The organism is Staphylococcus kloosii (assembly GCF_003019255.1).
Classification (GTDB): domain Bacteria; phylum Bacillota; class Bacilli; order Staphylococcales; family Staphylococcaceae; genus Staphylococcus; species Staphylococcus kloosii.
Genome location: NZ_CP027846.1, coordinates 1,852,067 through 1,869,894, shown reverse-complemented (window position 1 = coordinate 1,869,894; position 17,828 = coordinate 1,852,067). Strand labels below are relative to the sequence as shown.

Below are 17,828 nucleotides of genomic sequence, written 5' to 3'. Positions count from 1 at the left end.
GGTTATGGAAAAGTTAATTAAAAGTCTCGTGTTTTTTACTTATATTATGGTGTATTATAAATTATCATAAATAGGTTTCAAGATATTTTTATGTTAAAATTTAAGAGTTAAATATATAGAGAATAATAAAAATGTCATATATACATAAACTGTATCAATATTATTCTATTACATATAGAAGAAAAAGGATTGTGAACTATAGAGATGGCAAATGAAACTCCAATGATGCAACAATATTTAAAAATTAAAGCACAATATCAGGACTGTTTATTATTTTTTAGACTAGGCGACTTTTATGAAATGTTTTTTGAAGATGCAAAAGAAGCATCAAGAGTATTAGAAATTACGTTAACAAAAAGAGATGCCAAGAAAGAAAATCCGATACCAATGTGTGGTGTACCATACCATTCAGCAGATAGTTATATCGAAACACTGATAAATAATGGTTATAAAGTTGCTATATGCGAGCAAATGGAAGATGCTAAATTAACAAAAAGTATGGTGAAACGAGAAGTCGTAAGAATCGTAACGCCAGGTACAGTAATGGAACACGGTGGCGTAGACGATACGCAAAACAATTATATTTTAAGTTTTGTTCATAATAACGATTGTTATGCACTAAGTTATTGTGACGTTTCTACCGGTGAATTAAAAGCTACGCATTTTGATGATGAAGCGACTTTAATTAATGAAATTACAACGATTAATCCTAATGAGATTGTCGTTCATAAGCCAATACCTGATCAATTACAAAGACAAATCAATTTAACTACCGAAACAATAACTGTGTCGGAAACAATTTCGGATATGAAATATGGCGTCAATCAGTTAGAAGATGAAACGATGTACACTGCGACACAATTATTATTAGATTATATACATCATACGCAAAAAAGAGATTTGTCTCATATAGAATCCGTTGCAAAATATGAAGCGGTCGACTTTATGAAAATGGATTTTTACGCTAAGCGTAATTTAGAATTAACCGAAAGTATTAGATTAAAATCAAAAAAGGGCACGTTACTATGGTTAATGGATGAAACGAAAACGCCAATGGGCGCGCGAAGATTAAAGCAATGGATTGATCGTCCATTAATTCATCAACAGCAAATAGATGCACGTTTAGATACTGTGGAACAATTTATTGCGCATTTTATTGAACGAGATACGTTACGTGGATATTTAAACCAAGTATATGATATTGAACGTCTAGTAGGACGTGTTAGTTACGGTAATGTTAATGCACGAGATTTAATCCAACTCAAACATTCTATAATGGAAATTCCTAATATTAAAGCTTTACTTAACGATTTTGATGACAAAATGCCTGCTCATTTTGAAGCATTAGAACCGTTGGATGATTTATTGACTGTATTAGAGAATAGTATAGTGGAAGAACCACCAATTTCCGTTAAAGATGGTGGTTTATTTAAAAAAGGATTTAATAAACAACTTGATGAATATTTAGAAGCGTCACAAAATGGTAAGTCTTGGTTAGCTGAATTACAAAGTAAAGAACGGGAACGTACCGGCATAAAATCACTAAAAATTAGTTTCAACAAAGTCTTTGGTTATTTTATTGAAATTACTAGAGCGAATTTACAAGGGTTCGATCCAAGCCAATTTGGATATAACCGTAAGCAAACATTATCAAATGCAGAACGTTTTATTACAGATGAGTTAAAAGAAAAAGAAGATATTATTCTTGGTGCGGAAGATAAAGCTATTGAGTTAGAGTACCAATTATTCAGTGAATTACGTGAACATATTAAGGCTTATACTGAAAGACTACAACAACAAGCTAAAATTATTTCGGAACTTGATTGTCTTCAAAGTTTTGCGGAAATTGCGCAAAAGTATAATTATGTTAGACCAACTTTCAGTCAAGATAAAACATTGCAATTACAAGATTCTCGTCATCCAGTCGTAGAACGAGTGATGGATCACAATGACTATGTGCCTAATGACTGTAAACTTAACCAAGACACATTTATTTATCTTATTACTGGACCAAATATGTCAGGTAAATCTACTTATATGCGTCAAGTAGCGATAATAAGTATTATGGCTCAAATGGGCGCTTATGTACCATGTAGTTCAGCCGTGGTACCGATATTCGACCAAATTTTTACACGTATTGGTGCAGCCGATGACCTAGTGTCTGGTAAAAGTACTTTTATGGTAGAGATGTTAGAAGCGCAAAAAGCATTGGCTAACGCGACTGAACATAGCTTAATTATTTTTGATGAAATCGGTCGTGGTACTTCTACTTATGATGGCTTGGCATTAGCTCAGTCTATGATTGAGTATGTAGCCCATACATCAAAAGCCAAAACGTTATTCTCTACGCACTATCATGAATTGACGACTTTAGATCAAACACTACCAAGTTTGAAAAACGTTCATGTGGCTGCAAATGAATATAAAGGTGAACTAATCTTCTTGCATAAGGTAAAAGATGGTGCAGTGGATGATAGTTATGGTATTCAAGTAGCGAAATTAGCACATTTACCTGAAGAAGTAATAGACAGAGCACAAATTATACTAGAACAATTTGAACAACATAATGCTGGTCAATCGGTTGCTAAACAGGCACCACAAGATGAAGGTGACATGCAAGTTGATGAGCAAAAAGAAGTGGATTCTAATAGCAATCAATTTGAACAAGCTGCCTTTGACTTGTTTGAACAACAACCGGCAGAAAGCGAAACGGAATTAGCCATTAAAAATATGAATTTATCAAATATGACACCTATTGAAGCATTGGTTAAATTAAGTGAATTACAAAATCAATTGAAATAGAGGTGAGCTTTAGTGGGTAAAATTAAAGAATTACAAACCTCACTAGCAAATAAAATTGCAGCGGGTGAAGTGGTAGAAAGACCCGGCTCAGTAGTAAAAGAATTATTAGAAAATGCTATCGATGCACAAGCAACCGAAATTAATATAGAAGTAGAAGAATCAGGTGTAGCTTCTATTAGAGTTGTAGATAATGGTACTGGGATAAGTGAAGATGATTTAGATTTAGTATTTCATCGTCATGCAACGAGTAAATTAGATGATGATGACGACTTATTCCATATTAGAACGTTAGGTTTCCGTGGTGAAGCATTAGCAAGTATCTCATCTGTAGCAAAGGTGACTTTGAAGACGTGTACCGATAATGAAGAAGGACATGAAATCTATGCCGAAAATGGTGCTATTTTAAATAAAAAGCCTGCAAAAGCTAAACGAGGCACGGACATAAGAGTCGAATCACTATTTTATAATACTCCTGCGAGATTAAAATATATAAAAAGTTTATATACAGAATTGGGTAAAATTACCGATATTATTAACAGGATGGCCATGAGTCATCCAGATATTCGTATTTCATTAGTAGCTGATGGTAAGACGATTATTCATACAAATGGTTCTGGTAGAACAAATGAAGTCATGGCCGAAATATATGGTATGAAAGTGGCCAAAGATTTAGTGCATATAGCTGGTGATACAAGTGACTATCATTTAGAAGGTTTTGTTGCGAAACCAGAACATTCACGAAGTAATAAACACTATATTTCTATTTTTATCAATGGTCGTTATATTAAAAACTTTATATTGGATAAGGCAATCTTAGAAGGTTATCATACATTATTAACAATAGGTCGTTATCCTATTTGTTATATTAATATTACGATGGACCCTATATTAGTAGATGTGAATGTGCATCCAACTAAACTAGAAGTACGATTATCTAAAGAAGAACAATTATATAAACTTATAGTTGAAAAGATTCAACACGCATTTAAAGATAAAATATTAATTCCGCATAATGATATTGATAAAATCAATAAAAAGAATAAAGTTTTAGAACAATTTGAACAACAAAAAATTCAATTTGATCAACAACGTAAAGATACGCAACAGACACAATCTGAACAACCTACACAGTCATATGATAGTGTGGAAGAAACTAAGCAGCCAAAAGAACAGAATGACATTCAAACGACGCATACATCAACTGATAATATAAAAGAAGACGTAGATAGTTATAGAGCACAGCAAAGAGAAGTTTTAGCAGATGTTGAAACTAATGATACGATGGATGATACGCTTAATGATGAGGATGAAGTTAAAGATAAAGTAACGAGTTCTCCATCCAGACGTGTACCTTACATGGAAGTTGTAGGTCAAGTTCATGGTACTTATATTATCGCTCAAAACGAGAATGGTATGTTTATGATAGACCAACACGCAGCACAAGAACGAATTAAATATGAATATTTTAGAGATAAGATAGGCGACGTTTCTAATGAAGTACAAAATCTATTAATACCTTTAACTTTTCATTTTTCAAAAGATGAACTGATGATTATCGAACAATATAAAGATGAATTAGCTAAAGTAGGTGTGAAATTAGAACCATTTGGTGGTCATGATTATATTGTTGATAGTTATCCCGTTTGGTTTCCTAAAGTCGAAGCCGAAGACATTATTAAAAACATGATTGAATACGTATTAGAACATAAAAAAGTTAACATTAGTAAAATTCGCGAAGAAGCGGCAATTATGATGAGTTGCAAAAAATCAATTAAAGCCAATCACTATTTAAAAAATAATGAAATGGCCGATTTAGTAGATCAGTTAAGAGAAACTGAAGATCCATTCACTTGTCCTCATGGCAGACCAATTATAATTAATTTTAGTAATTATGAATTAGAAAGACTATTCAAACGAATAATGTAGGGGGCATAACCAATGCAACAACATATTTTACCTGCAATTAGAACAATGAAGGATTTAGAAAAGCTAATTAACACGGATTATAAAGAATGTGTACTGTTAGATACACATATCGGACATTTAAAAAGCATAATGGAGCTACTAGACAAAAATAATTTAGAGACATATATCCATATTGATTTAATTAAAGGGATGAGTCATGATGAATTTGCATGTGAATATATTATTCAAAATTATAAACCTAAAGGTATTGTTTCTACTAAAACAAAAGTAATTAAAAAAGCTAAGGCGTTGAATACGACGTCAATACTAAGAGTATTTGTTATTGATAGCCATGCACTAACCCGTAGTATTGAGTTGATCAACCGAGTAGAACCTGATTTTGTCGAAGTATTACCTGGCATAGCTAGTAAAGCCATAAAGGTTATTGGAGATGAAACAAATGCTAAGGTAATAGCTGGTGGTTTAATTAAAGAACAAGATGAAGTAAAACAGGCAATAAATTCTGGTGCAAAATATATCACTTCGAGCGATCGTAGCTTATGGTAAAATATCTGACCGTTAAAGTAATTACTTTAACGGTCTTTTGCATGTGTAATCTTAAATAATTTAATTATCGCTAACATATGATATATCACAGTATTTACGTGTAAAATAAAAAATTTATAACATGAATAATTGCATATTTAAAAAATAAATGTGACAAAATTTTTACGAATTTGTTGACAACGCTTACAATATAAGTGTAAGATTAAATCAAGTTAATATTAGAACAGAGATGAGAGATTTCTACAAGTGAGAAAACCGGTGGTTCAACTGGCTTTAATTTGTAGAAGTCTCTTTGTCTTTTTTTAGGAGGAATCTCTATGAGTGTATATTTTGCTGAATTTTTGGGAACAGCAATTTTAGTATTATTTGGTGGTGGCGTTTGTGCCAACGTCAATTTGAAAAAAACAGGCGGCTTTGGAGCTGACTGGATAGTTATCGCAGTAGGTTGGGGACTTGCAGTATCAATGGGTGCCTATGCAGTAGGCGATATTTCAGGTGCACACTTGAATCCAGCAGTAACTTTAGCAATGGCAATGGATGGACAACTTGCTTGGGGTATGGTTCCAGGTTACATAATTTGCCAAATGTTAGGCGGTATTTTTGGTGGTATGCTTGTATGGTTAATGTATTTACCACATTGGAAAGCTACAGAAGATCAAGATGCGAAGTTAGGTGTTTTCTCTACCGCACCTGCAATTAAAAACTACTTTGCAAACTTTATCAGTGAGATTATTGGTACTATGATTCTTACTTTAGGATTATTATATATCGGTACTAACAAAATTGCTGACGGTCTAAACCCACTAATTGTTGGTGGTTTAATCATTGCAATTGGTTTAAGTTTAGGTGGTCCAACAGGATATGCTATTAACCCTGCACGTGACCTTGGTCCTCGTATTGCACATGCTATTTTCCCAATCGCTGGTAAAGGGAAATCAAATTGGGGATACGCAATCGTTCCAGTTTTAGGACCGATCGCAGGCGGTATGCTTGGTGCAGTAGTTTATAGATTATTCTACAAAGGTGACTTTGATGCTGGATCAGTGATTGGTCTTATCGTAGTTATCGTTGCATTAGTATTAGGTTTAGTATTGAACAAAAGCAATAAACAAAAAGATGTTGAATCTATTTATTAATTAAGTCAAAGCGCATGTTACAGTAAATGGGATAATATTAATTTAATTATGAAAAAAAGAATTTATAGCAAAAATCTTTAATAATGATTTATTTAACTTTAAAATGGTTATTGAACGTATAAGAGATGATATTGAGAAAGGGAGTTAGACTATTATGGAAAAATATATTCTATCTATAGACCAAGGAACAACTAGTTCTAGAGCAATTTTATTTAATCAGGACGGTACGATTAAAGGAGTTGCACAACGTGAATTCAAACAATTCTTCCCTAAATCTGGTTGGGTTGAACACGATGCTAACGAAATTTGGACTTCTGTTTTAGCAGTCATTGCAGAAGTATTTAACGAAAACGATATAAGCCCAGAACAAATTGCAGGTATTGGTATTACAAACCAACGTGAAACTACTGTCGTATGGGATAAGAAAACAAACAGACCAATCTACCACGCAATCGTTTGGCAATCTCGTCAAACTCAAGGTATTTGTCAAGAGCTTAAAGATAAAGGTTTAGAAGATAAATTCCGTGAAAAAACTGGTTTATTATTAGACCCTTACTTTGCAGGTACTAAAGTTAAATGGATTTTAGATAATGTTGATGGTGCTAGAGAAAAAGCTGAAAATGGCGATCTATTATTCGGTACAATCGATTCATGGTTAGTATGGAAATTATCAGGTGGAAAAGCGCATATCACTGATTACACTAATGCAAGCCGTACATTAGTTTACAATATCCATGACTTAGAATGGGATAAAGAATTATTAGATATTCTAGAAATTCCTGAAAGTATGTTACCGGAAGTTAAAGAATCAAGTGAAGTTTATGCAAAAACTATTGATTATCATTTCTTTGGACATGAAGTACCAATCGCAGGTATTGCCGGTGACCAACAAGCTGCGCTATTTGGTCAAGCATGTTTCAACCGTGGTGATGTTAAAAACACTTACGGTACAGGTGGTTTCATGTTAATGAACACTGGTGAAGAAGCTGTAGTATCTAAAAATGGTTTATTAACAACAATTGCTTATGGTTTAGACGGGAAAGTCAATTACGCACTAGAAGGTTCAATCTTCGTTTCAGGATCAGCAATTCAATGGTTAAGAGATGGTTTACGCATGATTAACTCTGCACCACAAACTGAAAACTATGCTGAACGCGTTGAATCATCTGAAGGCGTATACGTTGTACCAGCATTCGTTGGTCTTGGTACACCATATTGGGATGCCGAAGCTCGTGGTGCTATCTTTGGTCTAACTCGTGGTACTGAAAAAGAACACTTTATTCGTGCAACACTAGAATCACTATGTTACCAAACTCGTGACGTTCTAGAAGCTATGAACAGTGACTCTCAAATTGAAGTTAATAACTTACGTGTCGATGGTGGCGCAGTTAAAAATAACTTTATTATGCAATTCCAAGCTGACTTATTAAACGTTGGTGTTGAAAGACCAGAAATCAATGAAACAACTGCATTAGGTGCTGCATACTTAGCAGGTTTAGCTGTAGGTTTCTGGAGTAGTAAAGATGAAATTGCTAATCGTTGGAAACTTGAAGAAAAATTTGAACCTAAGATGGAAGAAAAACAACGTGAGAAATTATATAAAGGCTGGCAAAAAGCTGTTGAAGCAACACAAGTTTTTAAATTAGACGAAGAATAAATATAATTAGACTTTTAATAATTAACTATGCTACAATGTGGGTAAGTTAATAATACACATGAGAAGTAGAGACTCTGTTCGTACAATAATATATGTATAGGATAGGTCTCTACTTTTTTAATTTATAGGAGGCGCTCAGTTTATGAGTTTATCTACACTAAAAAGAGAACAGATTAAGAAAAATTTAAAAGAAGATAATTACGATGTTGTAATTATCGGTGGTGGTATCACAGGTGCTGGTATTGCTTTAGATGCTAGTAACCGCGGTATGAAAGTGGCATTAGTAGAAATGCAAGACTTTGCCCAAGGTACAAGTTCACGTTCTACTAAATTAGTTCACGGAGGATTACGTTACCTTAAACAACTACAAGTTGGTGTCGTAGCTGAAACTGGTCGTGAACGTGCAATCGTTTATGAAAATGGTCCACACGTAACAACACCTGAACGTATGTTATTACCAATGCATAAAGGTGGTAGCATGGGTAAATTTACTACTGCTATTGGTTTAACTATGTACGATCGTTTAGCAGGCGTTAAAAAAGCTGAACGTAAAACAATGTTAAACAAAAAACAAACTTTAGAAAAAGAACCATTAGTTAAAAAAGACGGCCTTAAAGGTGGCGGTTCTTATGTTGAATACCGTACTGATGATGCGCGTTTAACAATTGAAGTTATGAAACGTGCTGAAGAAAAAGGCGCAACTATCATTAACCATACTAAATCTGTGCATTTCACATATGATAACAACGAAAAAGTAAATGGTATTCATGTTGAAGACCAACTTGATGGTGAAACTTACCCAATCAAAGCTAAAAAAGTTATCAATGCAAGTGGCCCATGGGTAGATGAAGTACGTAGCGGTGACTATGCACGTAATAATAAACAATTACGTTTAACAAAAGGTATCCATGTGGTAATCGACCAATCTAAATTCCCATTAGGCCAAGCAGTATACTTTGATACTGAAAAAGATGGACGTATGATTTTCGCTATCCCACGTGAAGGTAAAGCTTATGTTGGTACAACTGATACGTTCTACGACAACGACAAAACTTCACCATTAGCAACTCAAGAAGATAGAGATTATTTAATTGATGCAATTAATTATATGTTCCCTGATGTAAACGTATCAGACAGTGATATCGAATCATCATGGGCTGGTGTAAGACCACTTATCTTAGAAGAAGGTAAAGACCCATCTGAAATTTCTCGTAAAGACGAAGTTTGGGAAGGTAAATCAGGCTTACTAACTATTGCTGGTGGTAAACTTACTGGTTACCGTCACATGGCTCTAGAAATCGTTGATTTACTAGCTAAACGCTTGAAAGAAGAATACAAACTTAAATTCAAACCTTGTGCTACTAAAGAATTGAAAATTTCTGGTGGTGACGTAGGTGGTAGTGCAAACTTTGAAAACTTCATTGAACAAAAAGTTGAAGATGCGAAAGCTTACCAAATTGATGAGCAGAATGCACGTCACTTTGCTTCTAAATACGGTTCAAATGCTGAAGATTTATTCAAAATTGCACAAACAGCTAAAAATCAAGACAGTGGCTTACCTCTTGATATTTATACTGAACTTATTTACTCAATCCAAAATGAAATGGTATTTAAACCAACAGACTTCTTAATTCGTCGTACTGGTAAACTTTATTTCAACATCAAAGATGTATTAAACTATAAAGAAAAAGTTATCAACGTAATGGCTGAATTATTAGGCTACAACGAAGTTCAAAAAGATTTATATACTAAAGAACTTGAAAAAGCAATCAACGAAGCACAAACTGGTAACAATCAACCAGCGGTTAAAGAATAATAAAGTTACACAGTTCGCTTTTCGTAAAAATTTAATTTTTAAAAGTTACTCTAGATTGGATATGCCTTTCTAGAGTAACTTTTTTATTACATAAGGGAAGATAAAATTTTGAGTGTGGTTGTTGTATGAGAGTACTAAGTTCTATAAAATGTATATACAAACGCATAGTTCAAAATAGTATTGTTTTAAATATGCTATAGTGACTATAATCTTATTATTTGTGGTAAATAACATTGTATATGGAATTAAGATAATCTTTAAAGTCATGATCGGAGGCAAACTACATGGGACAAAATAATTTAAAAATAACTGTTGCTGACGGTGCAACGTTAGAAGTTAAATTAAATAAGGCTAAAAAGTCTACAATCGGTGTAGTGCATATTTTTCATGGCATGGCAGAACATATGGGACGATATGACGAATTGGTAGCAGCTTTAAATCAACAAGGATATGATGTCATTCGACATAATCATAGAGGTCATAATGAAGAAGAACTTGAAAAGAACATAGGACATATAGATGATTTTGATCAAGTAGCAGAAGATGCATTTGAAATCGCGCAAACTTTATGTGCCAATTATAAAGATCTACCATATATTGTCATTGGTCATTCAATGGGGTCAATTATCGCACGAGTGTTTGCACAAAAATATCCTCAGTCCATTAACGGATTGATTTTAACAGGTACAGGTTATTATCCGAAAATTGTAGGCTATACGTTACAAGTAGCACTGAAATGTATAACACTCATTTGTGGTAAGCGTAAAAGATTAAACTGGGTAAACAATTTAATGTATAAATCATTAAATAAACGAATTGAACATCTGAAAACTAAAAGTGATTGGCTGTCATCAGATGATGCACAAGTTCAAGCATTTATTAAAGATAAAAGAACAGGATTTTTAGTTTCAAATCAATTGATTTATCAAACTGTAAAATATATTGTCAAAACGAGTAAGCATAAATTTATAACTCAGATGAATCCTAATATGCCGATACTAATGATTTCTGGGAAAGAAGACCCATTGGGTAATTACGGAAAAGGTATCCACAAACTTGGTAAATTATTTAAACGTGGCAACGTAAAACATATTACGGTGCATTTATATAAAAATAAACGCCATGAAATTTTATTGGAAAAAGAACATGATACGATATGGCACCATATGTTTGAATGGATTGATAAACAAATTTTAAGAGCGCAGAGAATACAGAAAAGTGAGTGATAATTTTGCAACAACAGAAACCGTTCATCGTTGTTATCGTTGGACCAACAGCTGTGGGGAAAACTGAATTTAGTATTGAATTAGCAAAACGAATTAATGGTGAAATTATTAGTGGAGATTCTATGCAAGTATATAAAGGTATGGATATTGGTACAGCAAAAGTATCGACAGAAGAAATGGATGGCGTTCCACATTATATGATCGATATTTTAAACCCAGATGATACTTTTTCGGCATACGACTTTAAAAATAGAGCACAAACATTAATAAGCAAGATAACTGCTAAAGGTAAAACACCTATCATTGTAGGCGGTACGGGTCTTTATATACAATCACTTATTTACAATTATGCTTTTGAGGATGAGACGATTAGTGAGGATAAAGCCAAAGAGTTAGACGAGAAAATGCAACAATTTGAAAATTATTCAAATCAAGAATTACATGACTACTTAAAGTCGTTTGATCCAGAATCAGCAACAGCAATACATCCAAATAATCGAAAAAGAGTATTACGCGCAATCCAATTTTATTTAAAAACAAAAAAACTTTTAAGTTCTCGCAAGAAAATGCAACAATTCACAGAAAATTATGATACATTATTATTAGGGATGGAAATGTCGCGTGACCTATTATATGACAGAATAAATAAACGCGTAGATATAATGTTGGAGAACGGATTATTAAGTGAAGTAGAACAGCTCGTTGAACATGGATATGAATCATGTCAAAGTATGCAAGCTATTGGATATAAAGAGATAGTACCAGTAGTAAAAGGGAGTGTTTCGTTAGCACAAGCTTCAGAAAAGCTAAAGCAACACTCACGAAATTATGCAAAACGCCAAATGACTTGGTTTAAGAATAAACTGGACGTGATTTGGTTAAATAAAGAGACGAAGTCACTTTCATTAATCTTAGATGAGGTTTCCGCCCAAATAAACAGAAGGAGTTAGTAAGATGACTACACAGAACAACAACCAAGACCAATTCCTAGGGCGCTTTAAAGCCGAAAAGACAAACGTGATTGTCTTTTTAATTAATGGCTTTCAAATTAAAGGTGTAATCGAAGATTTTGATGAGTCAACAGTATGCTTGTTTTCACAAGAAAAACAACACTTGATTTACAAGCATGCAATTAGTACTTTTACAATCGACGATAGCGAGTAACCCCAAAATATTAATGTCAAAGTAAAGAGGTTATAACTTAACTGATAGCTTACGTTAGCGTAACGTATAAAATCAGCTTTGTTATAACCTCTTTTATATTTCTGAAAATGTAAATTAAAGTAATGCTTTAATATCTTCTTCTAATTGTTCCGGTTTCTTCTGTGGAGAGAAGCGCTTAATAACATTACCTTCTCTATCAACTAAAAATTTTGTGAAATTCCATTTAATTTTTTCATTGAGGAAACCATTTTGTGAATCCGTTAAATACTTGAATAATGGATGTTGATTTGGTCCTTTAACATCAATTTTTTCATGCATTGGGAAAGAGACGCCATAATTAATTTTGCAGTTTTGCGTAGCTTCTTCACCAGAACCAGGTTCTTGACCACCAAATTGGTTACATGGGAAACCAAGAATCATTAAACCTTGATCTTTATATTGTTCGTATAAATGCTGTAATCCTTCGAATTGTGGTGTGAATCCACATTCACTTGCTGTATTAACGATGAGAAGTACATCTCCTTTATAAGTGTCTAATGTATATTCTTCACCGTTTGTCTTTTGTACCGCAATATCATAAATACTCATTGTTATCACCTCTGTTAATATTAATTTAACATAATTTACTATGATAGTCTTTATATTCACACTATGATAAAATGGCTTAGAAAAACTTTGAAATGAGGTGCATGACATGAGCCAACAGAAAACACATGATACAAAAATAAAACTCGAAAGTGCAGTTATAGTTGGGGTGCATGCCCAAGAGGAAGAAGAATTTGATTTTGAATCCACTATGGAAGAATTAGCAGCACTTTCAACTACTTGTAAGTTAGATGTTAAAGCACAATTCACACAAAATAGAACACACTTTGATAATAAATATTATGTAGGTAAAGGTAAATTAGAAGAAATAAAAGACTATATTACGTTTAATGATATAGATGTGGTAGTAACAAATGACGAATTAACGACTGCACAGTCTAAATCTTTAAATGGTCAACTTAATATTAAAGTAATTGACCGTACGCAGTTAATATTGGAAATCTTTGCCTTACGTGCACGTAGTAAAGAAGGTAAACTGCAAGTCGAATTAGCACAATTAGATTATTTAATGCCACGTCTGCAAGGACATGGTCGAAGTTTATCTAGATTAGGTGGCGGTATTGGTACGAGAGGTCCAGGTGAAACGAAGTTAGAAATGGATCGACGTCATATTCGTACACGTATGAATGAGATTAAGCATCAATTACAAACTGTAGTAGATCATCGTGAACGCTATAGAGCTAAGAGAGAACAAAATAATGTCTTTCAAGTCGCATTAATTGGCTATACTAATGCGGGGAAATCATCATGGTTTAATGCCTTAGCGCAAGAGAGTACGTATGAACAAGATTTACTCTTTGCTACTTTGGATCCTAAGACGCGTCAGATCAAAATAAATGAAGGCTTTAATTTTATCTTGTCAGATACGGTAGGTTTTATTCAAAAATTACCTACAACTTTAATTGCTGCCTTTAAGTCTACATTAGAAGAAGCTAAAGATGCTGATTTATTATTGCATGTTGTAGATAGTAGTCATCCTGAATATAAAACCCAATATGATACAGTAAATAAAATAATAAAAGATTTAAATATGGAACAAATTCCACAGGCGATTATTTTTAATAAAAAGGATTTACATGAAGGTGTACAACCATCTTCTAATAAACCGCATGTATTTGTATCTAGCCAAGATAAACAAGATATCGATGTAGTTAATAATCTACTTATTGAAGAAATAAAAAGAACATTAACTTATTACGAAGAAACATTAGCTAGTAGTGAAGCGGATAGATTATATTATTTAAAACAACACACACTTGTTACCGAATTGAATTTTAATGAGGAACAAGAAACATATGAAATTAAAGGTTATGAAAAAGTAAATGAAGGAAGTAAAAGTGAATGACAGCCATTAAGCAACTAGTAAAAGAAACCGAAACAACATTAAGACCATATTTTGATGCAATTGAAGCAATTGCGCTAACTAACCAAGAAAAAGTATTAGATGCCTTTCATGCCGTCAAAGTTACCGAAAGTGATTTACAAGGGACAACAGGTTATGGATACGATGATTTTGGACGAGATCATTTAGAAGAAATTTATGCACGTACTTTTAAAGCTGAAGATGCATTAGTCCGTCCTCAAATCATTTCGGGTACACATGCTATAACATTAGCTTTACAAAGCACATTGAAATACAATGATGAATTGCTATATATCACTGGTGATCCATACGATACATTGTTAGAAGTGATTGGTATCAATGGCGATGGCATAGAAAGTTTACAAGAACATGGTGTAATCTATAATAAGGTTGATTTGCTAGATGGTGCTATTAATACCCAAGCAGTGTTAGAACATATGAGTGACCAAACGAAAGTTGTCGCAATTCAACGTTCTAAAGGATATGATCAACGACCATCTATCAATTTAGATGAAATTGAGTGCGCAATTCAATTAATCAAAGCACAATTTCCTGAAGTCATTGTCTTTGTAGATAACTGTTATGGTGAATTTGTTGAGTTACGTGAGCCGATCGAATGTGGAGCAGATTTAATTGCAGGGTCATTAATTAAAAATCCAGGCGGCGGTTTAGCGAAAATAGGTGGCTATATTGCTGGTAGAAAAGATTTGATTCAACGTTGTGGTTATCGTTTAACTGCACCAGGCATTGGTAAAGAAGCGGGTGCATCTTTAGATACGCTACAAGATATGTATCAAGGATTCTTTTTAGCGCCACACGTGGTGAGCCAAAGTTTAAAAGGGGCGTTATTTACGAGTCTATTATTAGATAAGCTCGGTATGACTACAACACCAAAATATAATGTTACGAGAACTGATTTAATTCAGACAGTAACATTTACAGATAAAGAACAAATGATACAATTTTGCCAAAGTATCCAGCACGCATCACCGGTAAATGCGCACTTCAGTCCTGAACCAGCTTATATGCCAGGCTATGAAGATGATGTGATTATGGCTGCTGGTACATTTATTCAAGGGTCATCTATTGAACTATCAGCTGATGGGCCGATTAGACCGCCTTACGAAGCATATATTCAAGGTGGTTTAACATATGAGCATGTCAAAATTGCTGTTACAAGAGCAGTTGAACGTTTAAAAGAAAATAACTTAGTATAATTTTAAAAATTAATTAATAGAAAGAACATCAATTTATTTAATAAGAATTGGTGTTTTTTTATGTTGAAATTATGAATTATTACGAAAAAAATGTGGAAATTTTCAAAAAATTTATAAGCGATTAGTGTAGATGTCTTTTGAAGTACTGAAATGACGCTTTTTGTAAATATGTTAGGAAACATGACATATCTTTGAATTACTTTGTTAAGTATGCTAAATTATTTATAAGTTCAAAAATAGAGGTGATGGAGATGAAGTCAAAAGATGCATTGCGACGAAATATGCCCGTCTTCTCTATGAGTGTTGTTAGTAAATTAAGTGAATTATCACCGCGACAAATACGTTATTACGAAACACATGAACTCATTACACCTTCAAGAACAGAAGGCAACAAGCGCATGTTTTCATTAAATGATTTAGAAAAACTATTAGAAATTAAAAACTTAATTGAAAAAGGTTTTAATATTAAAGGTATTAAACAAATCTTCAATGATGATCATGCACACTTAACAACAGAAGAACAAGAGATTAGAAAAAGAATGATTGTGGATACTACACAAAAACCACAACGCGAAGCTTTACCGATAAATCGTGGAGATTTATCACGATTTATTAAATAAAATTACTGGAGGACATTACATAATGCCAAAACGTACATTTACAAAAGAGGATATTCACAAGTTTGCCAAAGAGGAAAATGTAAGATACTTAAGATTACAATTCACAGATATTTTAGGAACTATTAAAAACGTTGAAGTTCCTGTCAGCCAATTAGAAAAAGTTTTAGATAATGAAATGATGTTTGATGGTTCTTCTATCGAAGGTTTCGTACGTATCGAAGAATCTGATATGTATCTTTATCCAGACCTAGATACTTGGGTGATTTTCCCATGGACAGCTGGTCAAGGTAAAGTTGCTCGTTTAATTTGCGATATTTACAAAACAGATGGAACACCATTCGAAGGTGACCCTCGTGCGAACTTAAAACGTACGCTAAAAGAAATGCAAGAATTAGGATTCACTGACTTAAACTTAGGGCCTGAACCAGAGTTCTTCTTATTCAAATTAGATGAAAAAGGTGAACCTACATTAGAATTAAATGATGATGGTGGTTACTTCGACTTGGCACCAACAGACTTAGGTGAAAACTGTCGTCGTGATATCGTACTAGAATTAGAAGACATGGGCTTCGATATTGAAGCAAGTCACCACGAGGTAGCACCAGGACAACATGAAATCGACTTTAAATATGCAGACGCTGTAACAGCTTGTGATAACATCCAAACGTTCAAACTAGTTGTTAAAACAATTGCTCGTCAACATAACCTACATGCGACATTTATGCCAAAACCATTATTTGGTGTTAATGGTAGCGGAATGCACTTCAACGTATCATTGTTTAACGGTAAAGAAAATGCGTTCTTTGATCCAGATGGCGACATGCAATTAACAAAAGATGCTTACCACTTTATTGCTGGTATTCTTAAAAATGCACGTGGTTTCACGGCTGTATGTAACCCATTAGTAAACTCTTACAAACGTTTAGTTCCAGGTTATGAAGCACCATGTTACATCGCTTGGAGTGGTAAAAACCGTTCACCACTTATCCGTGTACCATCTTCACGTGGATTATCAACAAGAGTTGAAATTCGTTCAGTAGACCCTGCAGCAAACCCATACATGGCATTAGCTGCTATTTTACAAGCTGGTTTAGACGGTATCAAAAATAAATTAGAAGTACCAGAACCAGTAAACCAAAATATCTATGAAATGAACCGTGAGGAACGTGAAGCAATCGGTATCGAAGATTTACCTTCACAATTATACACTGCGCTTAAATCAATGCGTGAAAACAAAGTGATTAAAGAAGCACTTGGTAACCATATCTATAATCAATTCTTAAATTCTAAATCAATTGAATGGGATTACTATAGAACACAAGTGTCTGAATGGGAAAGAGAACAATACATGAAACAATACTAGGTGCTAAGTAAAGGGGACTAGCACTTAATCTAAACGATCATAGTTAAGACTATGGTCGTTTTTTTATTGAATATTTCACAACTTATTGGGTATATAAATGATAACCATAATTTAAGGAAGTGAAGAACATGCAAGAAGTTAAATTAGAAATTTTAGAAGCAGATTCATTAAAAGAGTTGGAAAAGAAAATTAACGAATATCTTAAAAGTGATGATGTATCAGATTATAAACTATTAAACTCGACAGTACGTGAATTTGAAGAACAAAGATATCCTGCTACAGAAGAAAAGTTCACTGCTTTTTTAACTTTAGTAAAAAACTAATATATTCATATCTAATGCCGCCAAAGTGTTTTTAACTTTGGTGGTTTTTTTGTTTTTTATAAA

At 33.4% G+C, this 17,828-nt stretch carries 15 protein-coding genes; 14 read left to right on the top strand and 1 reads right to left on the bottom strand.

What is annotated here, in order from left to right; genetic code table 11:
- The first annotated feature begins 204 nt into the window (after window positions 1–204).
- From mutS to hfq, 9 genes are all read left to right on the top strand, one after another.
- Window positions 205–2,802, top strand: a complete 2,598-nt coding sequence (gene mutS / locus C7J89_RS09310) for a DNA mismatch repair protein MutS (RefSeq protein WP_103294814.1) — start codon at window positions 205–207, stop codon at window positions 2,800–2,802.
- Between the two features lie 12 nt (window positions 2,803–2,814).
- The gene (mutL, locus tag C7J89_RS09305; RefSeq protein WP_103294815.1) at window positions 2,815–4,728 is read left to right on the top strand and encodes a DNA mismatch repair endonuclease MutL; all 1,914 of its coding nucleotides are present in this window, start codon (window positions 2,815–2,817) and stop codon (window positions 4,726–4,728) included.
- Window positions 4,729–4,740: 12 nt separating this feature from the next.
- A complete protein-coding gene (locus tag C7J89_RS09300; RefSeq protein WP_061854794.1) occupies window positions 4,741–5,274 on the top strand; it encodes a glycerol-3-phosphate responsive antiterminator in 534 nt (177 codons plus the stop codon).
- Window positions 5,275–5,591: 317 nt separating this feature from the next.
- Window positions 5,592–6,410: an MIP/aquaporin family protein gene (locus tag C7J89_RS09295; RefSeq protein ID WP_061854793.1), complete on the top strand. Its 819-nt coding sequence runs from the start codon at window positions 5,592–5,594 to the stop codon at window positions 6,408–6,410.
- Between the two features lie 154 nt (window positions 6,411–6,564).
- Window positions 6,565–8,067: a glycerol kinase GlpK gene (gene glpK, locus C7J89_RS09290; protein WP_106884408.1), complete on the top strand. Its 1,503-nt coding sequence runs from the start codon at window positions 6,565–6,567 to the stop codon at window positions 8,065–8,067.
- A gap of 142 nt (window positions 8,068–8,209) precedes the next feature.
- Window positions 8,210–9,883: a glycerol-3-phosphate dehydrogenase/oxidase gene (locus C7J89_RS09285; protein WP_061854791.1), complete on the top strand. Its 1,674-nt coding sequence runs from the start codon at window positions 8,210–8,212 to the stop codon at window positions 9,881–9,883.
- A gap of 284 nt (window positions 9,884–10,167) precedes the next feature.
- Window positions 10,168–11,109: an alpha/beta hydrolase gene (locus C7J89_RS09280; protein ID WP_061854790.1), complete on the top strand. Its 942-nt coding sequence runs from the start codon at window positions 10,168–10,170 to the stop codon at window positions 11,107–11,109.
- Between the two features lie 5 nt (window positions 11,110–11,114).
- A complete protein-coding gene (miaA, locus tag C7J89_RS09275; protein ID WP_103295237.1) occupies window positions 11,115–12,059 on the top strand; it encodes a tRNA (adenosine(37)-N6)-dimethylallyltransferase MiaA in 945 nt (314 codons plus the stop codon).
- Window positions 12,060–12,063: 4 nt separating this feature from the next.
- Window positions 12,064–12,273, top strand: coding sequence for an RNA chaperone Hfq (hfq, locus tag C7J89_RS09270; protein WP_061854789.1), 210 nt, complete (start codon window positions 12,064–12,066; stop codon window positions 12,271–12,273).
- Window positions 12,274–12,387: 114 nt separating this feature from the next.
- Here the strand turns inward: hfq and C7J89_RS09265 are convergent, their stop codons facing one another.
- The gene (locus tag C7J89_RS09265; RefSeq protein WP_061854788.1) at window positions 12,388–12,861 is read right to left on the bottom strand and encodes a glutathione peroxidase; all 474 of its coding nucleotides are present in this window, start codon (window positions 12,859–12,861) and stop codon (window positions 12,388–12,390) included.
- 106 nt (window positions 12,862–12,967) lie between these two features.
- On the opposite strand from C7J89_RS09265, the gene hflX reads away from it, so the two are divergent.
- From hflX to C7J89_RS09240, 5 genes are all read left to right on the top strand, one after another.
- Window positions 12,968–14,224 (top strand): GTPase HflX, encoded by a 1,257-nt coding sequence (hflX, locus tag C7J89_RS09260; RefSeq protein ID WP_103295236.1) that lies wholly within the window; start codon window positions 12,968–12,970, stop codon window positions 14,222–14,224.
- Complete coding sequence (locus C7J89_RS09255; protein WP_103295235.1) at window positions 14,221–15,459, top strand: methionine gamma-lyase family protein; 1,239 nt, start codon at window positions 14,221–14,223, stop codon at window positions 15,457–15,459. The genes hflX and C7J89_RS09255 overlap by 4 nt, the downstream gene beginning before the upstream one ends.
- A gap of 251 nt (window positions 15,460–15,710) precedes the next feature.
- Window positions 15,711–16,079 (top strand): MerR family transcriptional regulator, encoded by a 369-nt coding sequence (locus tag C7J89_RS09250; protein WP_048794015.1) that lies wholly within the window; start codon window positions 15,711–15,713, stop codon window positions 16,077–16,079.
- A 22-nt stretch (window positions 16,080–16,101) separates the two neighbouring features.
- Window positions 16,102–17,442: a type I glutamate--ammonia ligase gene (gene glnA / locus C7J89_RS09245; protein WP_103295234.1), complete on the top strand. Its 1,341-nt coding sequence runs from the start codon at window positions 16,102–16,104 to the stop codon at window positions 17,440–17,442.
- A gap of 128 nt (window positions 17,443–17,570) precedes the next feature.
- Window positions 17,571–17,765: a hypothetical protein gene (locus C7J89_RS09240; RefSeq protein ID WP_061854784.1), complete on the top strand. Its 195-nt coding sequence runs from the start codon at window positions 17,571–17,573 to the stop codon at window positions 17,763–17,765.
- Window positions 17,766–17,828: the final 63 nt, after the last annotated feature.